Below are 11,187 nucleotides of genomic sequence, written 5' to 3'. Positions count from 1 at the left end.
TCAGTCTTCCTTGTGCGGTTGCGGGTGATGCGGGTGGGGTGGTTCTAATCCGAGTTCCTGAATCTTGCGGGCGATGGTGTTGCGGCCGATGCCCAGCAGCTGTGCTGCTTCGATGCGGCGTCCGCCGCTGGCGGCCAGGGCGCGGCGGATGAGGGTGGTTTCAAAAGTCTTGGAGAAATCGTCCCAGACACTGCCCGGGTGCAGGCTGAGGTGCGTGTCGATGGCGCTGGCGAGCAGGATTTTCCAGTCATGGCCGTTCAGAGCGGATGGTTCTCCCGCGCTGTCGTCGCCTGCTGTGCTGCTTGCCTCGCCACGCATTTCCGGCGGCAGGTCGGCGACTTCCACCTGCATGTCGGGGGCCATGACCGTCAGCCACTGGCAGAGGTTTTCCAGCTGACGCACGTTGCCTGGCCAGGGTGCTGCTTGCAGGAGGGTGAGGGCGGCGTCGGACAGGCGCTTGGGCGGCACGCCGAGCTGGCGTGCGCTTTCATTGAGGAAATGGTGTGCCAGAGCCGGAATGTCCTCGCGACGCTCACGCAGCGGTGGTAGCCGCAGCCGGATGACGTTGAGACGGTGGAAGAGGTCTTCGCGGAACAGTCCGTTCTTGACCCGCTGCTCCAGGTTCTGGTGGGTGGCGGTGATGACGCGGGCGTTGGCGCGGATGGGCTGATGACCGCCGACGCGGTAGAACTGGCCGTCGGACAGCACCCGCAACAGCCGGGTCTGCAGATCGATCGGCATGTCGCCGATTTCATCGAGGAAAAGCGTGCCACCATCGGCTTCCTCGAAGCGGCCACGACGTTGGCTGTGGGCGCCGGTAAAGGCGTTCTTCTCGTGGCCGAACAGCTCCGATTCGAGCAGGTCGCGGGGAATGGCGGCGGTGTTGAGCGCGATGAACGGGCCATCGTGGCGCGGGCTGTGGCGATGCAGGGCGCGGGCCACCAGTTCCTTGCCGGAACCGGATTCGCCGTTGATGAGTACGGTTGCGTGCGACTGGGACAGCCGGCCGATGGCACGGAAAACGTCCTGCATGGCGGGTGCCTGGCCAAGAATTTCCGGTGGCTGCGGGGTGCCGCTGGCCTGTGGTGCCGGGGCGGTGTCGCGGTGCAGGGCACGGCGCACCAGCGCCACAGCCTGGTCGACATCGAACGGCTTGGGCAGGTATTCGAACGCCCCGCCCTGGAACGCGGCCACGGCGGAATCGAGATCGGAATAGGCGGTCATGACGATGACCGGCAGCTCGGGGTAGCGCAGATGCGCTTCACGCAAGAGATCGAGGCCGCTCGCGCCCGGCATGCGGATGTCGGACAGCAGGGCGCCCGGTGGCGTGGCGCCCTGGGCCAGTTCAGCCAGCGCGGCATCGGCGCTGTCGAAGCTGCGCGCGGGAATGTTTTCGCGCCCCAGGGCCTTTTCCAGCACCCAGCGGATTGAACGGTCGTCATCGACGATCCAGACGGTGTTCATCGTTTCTCCTCCGGGGTGGCGTTGAGCAAGGGCAGGCACACGGTAAAACAGGTCCGTCCGGGGACGGATTCGACTTCGATGCTGCCCTGGTGCTGCCAGATGAAATCATGCGCCAGCGCCAGCCCCAGGCCGGTGCCACCGGAGCGGGCGGACACCAGCGGGTAGAAGACGCGGTCGCGAATGGCTTCGGGTATGCCCGGGCCGTTGTCGATGATCTGCAGTTCCAGCGCCAGCCGGTGGCGTTTCTTGGCCAGCGTGACCTGGCGGCGGATGCGCGTGCGCAGGGTGATTTCTCCGTTGCCGGATACCGCCTGCGCGGCGTTGCGCATGATGTTGAGGACGACCTGGATCAATTGTTCGCGGTCGCCAGCGATTTCCGGCAGCGAGATGTCGTAATCGCAGCGGACGGTGAGATCGGGAAATTCGGCGCAGATCAGCTTGCGGATCGGTTCGAGAATTTCGTGGATGTTGATCGGGGCCGGCTGCATGGCATGGTGCGAGGACAGCATGCGGCGCATCAGGGCTTGCAGGCGGTCGGCCTCGTCCATGATGACCTGGGTGTACTGCTTGAGCTCGGGATCGGCGAGTTCGTCGCCCAGGAGCTGCGCTGCGCCCCGGATGCCGCCGAGCGGATTCTTGATTTCGTGCGCCAGGTTGCGGATCAGTTCGCGGTTGGCGACCTGCTGCATGGCTTCGCGTTCTTCGCGCGCCGTCTGCAGTTGCTGGTCGATGGGGCGGAATTCCAGCAGTAGCTGGGCTTCGGGAATTTCCAGCGGGCTGATCGAACAGTCGAGATGGACCGGCTCGGCCCGGTTACTGAGTACGACGATGTCGTGCTTGGTGTAGCTCCAACGGTGCGCCAGGGTGCTTTCCAGCGTTGCCAGCAGGGAGGGGGTGGCGTCGAGCAGCAGGGTCAGCGGCTTGCCGAGGCAGACCCGCCGGCTGACGGCAAACAGGTTTTCCGCGGCCGGATTGCAGTAACGGATGCACAGGCCCTCGTCCAGCAAGACCACGGCCGAGACCAGCAGGTCGAGGCCGGCAAAGGCTGGGGTGGAATCAGATTGGCCCGGTGTGCGCACGTCGGTTGGCTTTCCCTGGAAGGCGGTTGTTGCCGGAAGCCGCGTCGTGCGGCTTCCGGTCATGGTTGCAGGTACAGACTTTACAGCGAGTAGTACATATCGTATTCGACCGGATGGGTGGTCATGCGGAAACGTTGCACTTCTTCCATCTTGAGCGTGATGTAGGCGTCGATGAAATCGTCGCTGAACACTCCGCCACGGGTGAGGAATTCACGATCCTTGTCGAGATAATCCAGAGCCTGGTCAAGACTGGTGCACACCGTCGGGATCTTGCGATCTTCTTCCGGCGGCAGGTCATACAGGTTCTTGTCGGCCGGGTCGCCCGGGTGGATCTTGTTCTGCACGCCGTCCAGGCCGGCCATCATGAGCGCGGCAAAGCACAGGTAGGGGTTGGCCGAGGGATCCGGGAAACGCGTTTCGATGCGGCGTGCCTTGGTGCTCTGCACATGCGGAATGCGGATCGATGCCGAACGGTTGCGCGCCGAATAGGCCAGCTTGACCGGGGCTTCATACCCTGGCACCAGGCGTTTGTAGCTGTTGGTGCCGGGATTGGTGATGGCGTTCAGGGCACGGGCGTGCTTGATGATGCCGCCGATGTAGTAGAGCGCGAATTCGGATAGTCCGGCGTAACCGTTGCCAGCGAACAGGTTCTTGCCATCCTTCCAGATCGACTGATGCACGTGCATGCCGGAACCGTTGTCGCCCACGATGGGCTTGGGCATGAAGGTCGCGGTCTTGCCGTGCAGGTGGGCGACGTTGTGCACGATGTACTTGAGGATCTGGGTCTGGTCGGCGCGCCGCACCAGGGTATTGAATACCGTGCCGATTTCACACTGGCCGGCGGTGGCGACTTCGTGGTGATGCACTTCCACCGGCACGCCGCATTCTTCCAGTGCCAGGCACATGGCAACGCGCAGGTCGTTCAGGCTATCCACGGGGGGGACCGGGAAATAACCGCCCTTGACGCCGGGGCGATGGCCGCTGTTGCGCCCGTCGAATTTGTCGGCGCTGGACCAGGCGGCCTCTTCCGAAAAAATCTTGCAGTAGGAACCGGACATGTCCACCTTCCATTCCACCGAATCGAAGATGAAAAACTCGGGTTCCGGGCCGAAAAACGCGGTGTCGCCCAGGCCGGTGCTCTTCAGATAGGCTTCGGCGCGCTTGGCGATGGAGCGCGGGTCGCGGTCATAGCCCTTGCCGTCGGCGGGTTCGATGACGTCGCAGGTCATCACCAGTGTCGTTTCGTCCATGAAGGGGTCGATGTAGGCAGAAGCCGGATCAGGCATGAGCTGCATGTCGGAGGCCTGGATGCCTTTCCAGCCGCCAATCGACGAGCCATCAAAGGCGTGACCATCGGCCATTTTGTCGAGATCGACGGTGTGGGCCGGCACACCGACGTGCTGTTCCTGGCCCCGGATGTCGGTGAAACGGAAATCGACGAAGCGGACTTCCTTTTCCTGGATCATGCGGATTACGTCTTGGGCGGTCATGAGGAAAACTCCTGAGTAAAAAGAGAAAGAGGCGACGATCACAGCGTGGTTTGATACAAGCACGTTCGCTAAAGCATTAAGCGTGCCAGCGCGGGGTATTTGCCTACTGTTCTGATTTTCAAGGTGTTTTTTTATTGCGCCCGTAAACGGTGCGTGCTGGCGCGCCAGGATGGTGCGTGGTGCCTTGACCGATGCACCAAAGCGGTGCATCGGTCAGGGAATCAAGGTGATCGCAGTTGCGCTGCTGCGTTTAGGCCAGCCCCAGGCGCACAGCCAGGCCGCTGCGGCGGACGACGAATTTTTCCAGTTCGGCAACGCAGAACACCAAGAGGCCGGCGACCAGCACCTTGCCCCACTCCAGCAGGCTGAGGTCGGTCGAGTTGAAAATCGCTTGCATCAGAGGTAGGTGGGTATAGGCGATCTGCAGGCAGGCGCAGGTAGCGATGGCCAGCAGGACGTGCGGGTTGCCGGTCAGTCCGCTGCGGCTGAGCACCGGCTGCAGGAGGAAGCGGCTGTTGAAGAGATAGAACATGCCCGCCACCACCACCGCATTGACTGCCATGGTGCGCGCGCTGTCAATGCCGGCCCCGGCATTCAATTCCCACAGGAACAGGCCGAGTGCGCCGCTCATCATCAGCACCGAAACCAGCAGCAGACGCCAGACCAGAAAGCCCGACAGCAAGGCTTCGCTGGGTGACCGGGGTGGCCGCTGCATGATGTCTCGCTCGGCGGGTTCGAACGCCAGCGCCAGCCCCAGCGTGCTGGAGGTGACCATGTTGACCCACAGCACCTGGGCTGCGGTCAGGGGGAGGGTGAGTTCGAACAGGATGGCCGTGATGACGACCAGCACCTGGCCACCGCTGGAGGGAAGCATGAACAGGATGAATTTTTTCAGATTGTCGTAAACCGCACGCCCCTCGCGCACGGCACGGGCGATGGTGGCGAAATTGTCGTCCGCCAGGACCATGGCGGCAGATTCCTTGGCGGCCTCGGTACCCTTCAGCCCCATGGCTACGCCGACATCGGCGCGTTTCAACGCTGGCGCGTCGTTTACCCCGTCGCCGGTCATGGCGACGACCTGGCCCTCTTCCTGCAGCGCCTGGACCAGCCGCAGTTTGTGCTCCGGCGCGGCGCGCGCGAACACATCGACGCTCATGACCACCTGGCGCAAGGCGGCATCGTCCATCAAGGCGATTTCGGCGCCGCTGAGGGCAGGTTTGCCCGTACCAATTGCCAGTTGTGCACCGATTGCACGCGCCGTTTCGACGTGGTCGCCGGTAATCATCTTGACCCGGATGCCGGCGCGGTGGCAGTCGTGCACCGCCTGCACGGCTTCCGCCCGGGGCGGATCGATGATGCCGATCAGGGCCAGCAACACGAAACCGTCGTCCATGTCGGCAAAACTGAGCGGCCCGTGCTGCGGTGCTGACCGTTTGCAGGCCAGCGCCAGCAGGCGCAGCCCCTGGGCGGCGGTGTCGTTGACCAGGCGCCGCCAGTAATCGATTGCCAGCGGTTGTTCGCCGCCATGCCCGGTGCTGTGGTCACCGCCGTGTTCCATTTGCGTGCTGCACATCTCGAAGATGCGCTCCGGCGCGCCTTTGACGAACAGCCAGGGGACATCGTCGCTGTCACGGTGGTAGGTGGCCATGAAGCGGTGCTGCGATTCGAAAGGCAGGGCATCAAGCCGGGGCCAGGCAGTGTCGCCCAGGTGGCGGCTGAAACCGGCTTTTTCGCCCAGCACCAGGAGAGCGCCTTCGGTCGGGTCTCCTTCGACCCGCCACACGCCCTCTTCCACCCGCAGCCGGGCATCGTTGCACAACACACCGGCACGGATGGCCAGCGCCAGGGCAGGGTAGTGTTCGCTGTCGATGATGCGGTCGTCCAGGCTCAAATCGCCGACCGGCGCGTAGCCGACGCCGCCGACATTGAAGACATGGCCGGCGCAGACGATGCGCTGCACGGTCATTTCGTTGCGGGTCAGGGTGCCGGTTTTATCGGAGCAGATGACCGTCACCGAGCCCAGCGTTTCGACCGCCGGCAAGCGACGGATGATGGCGTTGTGCCGCGCCATGCGCTGCACGCCCAGCGCCAGGGTGACGGTCATGATTGCCGGCAAGCCTTCGGGAATGGCCGAAGCAACCAGCGCCACCACCATCATGAACATGTCGGCCGGGTCGTTGTCGCGCCATCCGGTGCCGAGCACAAACACCGCCAGCGATACGGCGAGGATGACCAGGGCCAGGATGCGGCCGAAGTGATCCATCTGGCGCAGCAGGGGGGTGCTTGTTGCATCAATGCTCGCCAGCATCTGGTTGATTTTGCCCAGTTCTGTGGCGGCAGCGGTGGCGACGACGATCCCGGTGGCCTGCCCATACACCACCAGCGTGCCCGAGTAGGCCATGTTGCAGCGGTCGCCCAGCGGCGCATCAGGGGGGACGAGCGCCGTGCTTTTTTCGACCGGCAGCGATTCGCCGGTCAGCGCCGCTTCCTCGATGCGTAATTCACGCACGTCGAGCAGGCGTACATCGGCGGGTACCCGGTCGCCGGAGGCCAGCGCCACGACATCGCCGGGCACCAGCTCAGCGGCATCGATCTCGCGGCGCTGGCCAGCACGGATGACTGTGGCGCGTGGCGACAGCATGGCGCGAATGGCATTCAGCGCCGATTCCGCCTTGCCCTCCTGGATGAAGCCGATGAGGGCATTGACGACGACTGCCATGAACAAGACGCCACTATCGATCCAATGTCCGAGCGCAGCGGTGACGACCGCCGACACCAGCATGATGTAGAGCAGGATGTTGTGAAACTGCAGCAGGAAACGTAATAGCGGCCCACGCTGCTTCGGGGGTGTCAGACGGTTCGCGCCGTAGTATTCCCGCCGTTGCAGCGCGTCGGCTTCCGTCAGGCCGTCGGGGCCGGCATCCAGCGCCTGTTCCACCTCTGCACGGGAGCAGGTGTGCCAGTGCGGCGTCGGCCGTTCGTTCGGTTGATCAGTGTGGGAGTGGTGCGGCATTGCAGCGTCCTGTTCCTGGTGTTCCTGATCGTGGCAGCAGGTCGGGTGGTGGCTGGAGACAGCGCTGCTGCAAGGGGGCGGTGCCATGCTAACAGTTTTTTTTTGCCATAAAAAAACCGTCCGGACGTCGGGAAGGCGTCCGGACGGGAAAACCCGCACAGGGATTCAGGTGATTTCAGTAGCGGTAGGCCGACTCGCCGTGGGCGCTGATGTCGAGACCGGCGCGTTCCTGTTCTTCCGACACCCGCAGGCCGATGGTGAGATCGATCAGCTTGTAGGCAATCAGGGAAACGATGCCACTCCAGGCGATGGTGATCAGCACGCTGTAGGTTTGCACCCAGACTTGCGACGCGATCGAAAAGTCTGCCGCACCGGTACCACCCAGCGAAGGCGCCGCGAACACGCCGGTCAGGATGGCGCCGACGATACCGCCCACTCCATGCACCCCGAACACGTCGAAAGCATCATCCACCCGCAGCATGTGCTTCAGGCCGCTGACACCCCACAGACAGGCCGGGCCGGCGATCAGGCCGAGTACGATGGCGGCCATCGGGCCGATCAAACCCGCCGCCGGAGTCACCGCAACCAGACCGGCAACCGCACCGGAAGCGGCTCCCAGCATGGACGGTTTGCCCTTGAGCAGTGCCTCGCCGGCGATCCAGGCCACCGTGGCGGCGCCGGTTGCCAGGATGGTGTTGATGAAGGCCAGGCCGGCCACACCATTGGCGGCACCGGCGGAACCGGCGTTGAAACCGAACCAGCCCACCCACAGCAGCGAGGCGCCGACCATGGTCAGAGTCAGGCTGTGCGGCGCCATCGATTCACGCCCGAAGCCGATCCGCTTGCCGACCAGATACGCCCCGACCAGGCCGGCCATGGCCGCGTTGATGTGCACCACGGTGCCGCCGGCGAAATCCAGCGCGCCGTCTTGCGCCAGCAGACCGCCGCCCCAGACCATATGCGCCATCGGCACGTAGCTGAAGGTGAACCACAGCACGCTGAAGAGCATGACCGCCGAAAACTTCATGCGCTCGGCAAAAGCGCCGACGATCAGGGCGCAGGCAATGGCGGCGAAGGTCGATTGAAAGGCGACGAACACGTACTCGGGAATGGTGCTCAGGGCGCTGGACAGGGTATCCGGCGCGATGCCGCGCAGGAACAGCTTGTCCAGGTTGCCGTAGAAGCTTCCCGCGCCGGAGAAGGTCAGGCTGTAGCCGTAGATCGCCCACAAAATCGTGATGACCGAGAAGATCACGAACACCTGCATCAGGACCGACAGCATGTTCTTGGTCCGCCCCAGACCGCCATAGAAGAGGGCCAGGCCGGGAATGATCATCAGGATGACGAGCATGGTCGAGGTCAGCATCCAGGCTGTGTCGCCACTGTCGAGGGTAGGTGCTGGGGCGGCTGCGGCGACGGCTTCGGCAGCAGGTGCTGCCGCCGCAACGATCGCTTCACTGGCGACCGTGACAGCCGCATCGATCGTGTCCTGCGCCATGACCAGCGAACTCAGGCTCAGGCTGCTGACGAACAGGAAGAGAGGAAGAAACTTTCTCATGGCAGTGCTCCTTAAAGCGCATCGGCGCCGGTTTCACCGGTGCGGATGCGGACGACTTGTTCGAGCGCATAGACGAAAATCTTGCCGTCGCCGATCTTGCCGGTGTTGGCAGCGGTTTCGACGGCTTCGATGGCCTGTTCGAGGATTTCGGAGCGAATCGCGACTTCGATCTTCAGCTTGGGCAGGAAGTCGACCACGTATTCGGCGCCGCGATACAACTCGGTGTGGCCCTTCTGCCGGCCAAATCCCTTGACTTCGGTCACGGTAATGCCCTGGACGCCGACGGCAGCCAGTGCTTCGCGCACTTCGTCGAGCTTGAAGGGCTTGATGATGGCGGTAAGCATTTTCATGTTGATTCCTTTCGTTAAGGCGATCAGAAGGATTTGCTGAAGCTCAGGATGGCCGTGCCGCGCCCGACATCCTTGAAATTGCGTGTACCTTCGCTGGTACCCCAGCAATACGCTTCACCCGCCGAGCAGCTGCCTTCGGCATTGGTGTCGGAGTAGGCCAGGCCGATGACGCCGAAACCGAGATCCTTGGTGACGCCGAGGCGCCAGTCGCTGTAGGAAGCGTCGCGGTTACCCTTCACCTTCTGGTGTCCGACATGGCCGGTCAGGCCCCAGCCGTCGCCAAGATCGTAGGTGGCGTTCAGCTCCAGATAACCCGAGCCGCGTGTTTTGCCGCCGTTATCCGTGGTCCAGCCGACGAAATGGCTGGAAACCGTATGCGAATACTTCAGGGTCAGCCATTTCCACGATACGGCGCCATAGGCTTCCACCGTATCTGCCCGCACCGAGCCGGATACGCGGCCGTGGCCGGGATAGTTGTAGGACAGCACGCCCACGTCGTAGCCGAAATCACCGCCAAAAGATCCCTTGTAGCCGCCGTAAATATCGAGTTCGAGCGGGTAGCTGCCGCCCAGGCCATCGCTCACCCAGGAAATGCTCGAGCCCCAGATGCCGGCATAGAGACCACTGGCGTGCGCATAATCAAACCCGCCTTGCACCGCCGGTTGAGTGTGCGTCTGGCTGATGCCGCGATAAACGAAATCGCTGACCAGTCCAACATTGCCAGTAAAGGAGTGCGGCGAGGCCGGGGCTTCGTCCGCCAGGGCCGACAGCGAGACACTCAGGGCGCTGACAAGCAGGGTAATCGTTTTTTTGTTCATCGAACTCTCCAGGGTAGTTGCAGAAAAGAAACGTGCAGCCTGGAAAAGCAGATTGCGTGCCATAGTTTGTTTGTTGAATAAAAACAAATGATTGAATGTTATTTGTGATGTTTAACTTTAATATATGCCTGCTTGGACGCACCGACATGGGCCCTTTCTGGCTGCCTACATGCACCGCAATGGGGCGGATCAGCATGGCGTGTGGGGGGCGTCTCTGGAGCGTTCAGCCGCGCATTCCAGGCATGAGGGAAAACAGATCAGGGCTGCGATCTGATCGATGTCAATGAGATAATCGCGTATTTCCAAAGCGGGGTTGAACGAGATGCGCGCTGTCGATACGGCCTTGCATGCGAGGTTCCGCCTGAATCCTGATGTGCGGATTCCGGCGGAACGAGGGGGGTATGTGAGTTTGCTTCAGGTGCTTTATGGATAGATCGCGCAATCCTCTCCTGTGGATGGCTAAACTGTTCTGGGGGGCCGGGGTGTTGTTCGTGCCGATCAGCCTCTTTCTTGCCAGTAAATTCGGTACGCCCAGTTATAGCGGCCCTGGCGGCTGGGGCAGCGGGTTCATGATTCTGTTGGTCGGCATCCTGGCAATCAGCCCCAGCCTTGTCGTCAATGGTTTTTTTGCCTTGCTGGTCGGCCATCAGTTGGCCAAGCGATGCTAGGTCAGAGCTGGCCTGTTCGGGCTGCTTTTCGGTGCTGGGCTGGCGGCGCTGGTGGCGGAGATTTACCTGCTGCTGCTTTATCTCAGGCACTGAAATCATTGATCCCGCCGCTTGTCGCGGTGGGTGATAATTCCCGCTGTACGCTACACGGCCTTGCGTCGATGGGGGGCCTGTAATGTGGCGGGCCATTCTCCAGAATGTGATTCCTTTCGCTCCCGAGTTTCCATGCCCGAGTTCTGCAAGATTGCTTTCCTGTTTGCTGTGACTGCCGTCGCCGAGATTGTTGGCTGCTATTTGCCCTGGCTGGTGCTGAAGCAGGGGAAAAGTGCCTGGCTTCTGTTGCCGGCGGCGTTGTCATTGGCGACGTTTGCCTGGTTGTTGACCTTGCATCCAAGTGCGGCGGGGCGCACCTATGCGGCGTATGGCGGGATGTATATTGCCGTCGCCCTGATCTGGCTGCGGATTGTTGATGGCGTAACGCTGACCCGCTGGGATGTGGTTGGTGCGGCCATTGCGCTGAGTGGAATGGCGGTCATTGCGCTGCAACCTGACTAAGTTGAGCCAGTAGGGATTTCCCTGCACAAAGATGGCGCACGCCAGCGTGCATGACGCACCAGAACAGTGCGCAAACTCTGAATTTTGGATGCGCAAGTTTTTAAAAATCATTTGTAAACAATGCCATGAGTTGACTTTTTGGGTTGGCACGCTTGCTGCTCTTGAGTACGTCAATGCGTTTTCACCGGAAAG

9 protein-coding genes are annotated in these 11,187 nt (G+C 62.2%); 2 read left to right on the top strand and 7 right to left on the bottom strand.

The window, feature by feature from the left end; genetic code table 11:
• The 7 genes from ntrC to JYJ39_RS11205 form a co-directional block, all read right to left on the bottom strand.
• A complete protein-coding gene (gene ntrC, locus JYJ39_RS11235) occupies nt 1-1,464 on the bottom strand; it encodes a nitrogen regulation protein NR(I) (protein ID WP_205204384.1) in 1,464 nt (487 codons plus the stop codon).
• Nucleotides 1,461-2,606, bottom strand: a complete 1,146-nt coding sequence (gene glnL / locus JYJ39_RS11230; RefSeq protein WP_205204382.1) for a nitrogen regulation protein NR(II) — start codon at nt 2,604-2,606, stop codon at nt 1,461-1,463. The genes ntrC and glnL overlap by 4 nt, the downstream gene beginning before the upstream one ends.
• Nucleotides 2,607-2,623: 17 nt before the next feature.
• The gene (gene glnA / locus JYJ39_RS11225; RefSeq protein ID WP_205204380.1) at nt 2,624-4,033 is read right to left on the bottom strand and encodes a type I glutamate--ammonia ligase; all 1,410 of its coding nucleotides are present in this window, start codon (nt 4,031-4,033) and stop codon (nt 2,624-2,626) included.
• 250 nt (nt 4,034-4,283) lie between these two features.
• Complete coding sequence (locus JYJ39_RS11220; RefSeq protein ID WP_205204379.1) at nt 4,284-7,046, bottom strand: cation-transporting P-type ATPase; 2,763 nt, start codon at nt 7,044-7,046, stop codon at nt 4,284-4,286.
• A gap of 175 nt (nt 7,047-7,221) precedes the next feature.
• Nucleotides 7,222-8,604: an ammonium transporter gene (locus JYJ39_RS11215; RefSeq protein WP_205204378.1), complete on the bottom strand. Its 1,383-nt coding sequence runs from the start codon at nt 8,602-8,604 to the stop codon at nt 7,222-7,224.
• Between the two features lie 11 nt (nt 8,605-8,615).
• Complete coding sequence (locus JYJ39_RS11210) at nt 8,616-8,954, bottom strand: P-II family nitrogen regulator (protein WP_205204377.1); 339 nt, start codon at nt 8,952-8,954, stop codon at nt 8,616-8,618.
• Between the two features lie 23 nt (nt 8,955-8,977).
• A complete protein-coding gene (locus JYJ39_RS11205) occupies nt 8,978-9,772 on the bottom strand; it encodes a TorF family putative porin (protein WP_205204376.1) in 795 nt (264 codons plus the stop codon).
• A gap of 425 nt (nt 9,773-10,197) precedes the next feature.
• Here JYJ39_RS11205 and JYJ39_RS11200 point away from each other — a divergent pair, with 425 nt between their 5' ends.
• Nucleotides 10,198-10,440 carry a hypothetical protein gene (locus JYJ39_RS11200; RefSeq protein WP_205204375.1) on the top strand — a complete coding sequence of 81 codons (243 nt, stop codon included), beginning with the start codon at nt 10,198-10,200 and terminating at the stop codon, nt 10,438-10,440.
• Nucleotides 10,441-10,665: 225 nt separating this feature from the next.
• Nucleotides 10,666-10,995: a YnfA family protein gene (locus tag JYJ39_RS11195; RefSeq protein ID WP_205204374.1), complete on the top strand. Its 330-nt coding sequence runs from the start codon at nt 10,666-10,668 to the stop codon at nt 10,993-10,995.
• Nucleotides 10,996-11,187: the final 192 nt, after the last annotated feature.

Source organism: Azonexus hydrophilus, assembly GCF_905120355.1.
Taxonomy (GTDB): domain Bacteria; phylum Pseudomonadota; class Gammaproteobacteria; order Burkholderiales; family Rhodocyclaceae; genus Azonexus.
This window is presented reverse-complemented; position numbering and strand designations above follow the sequence as displayed.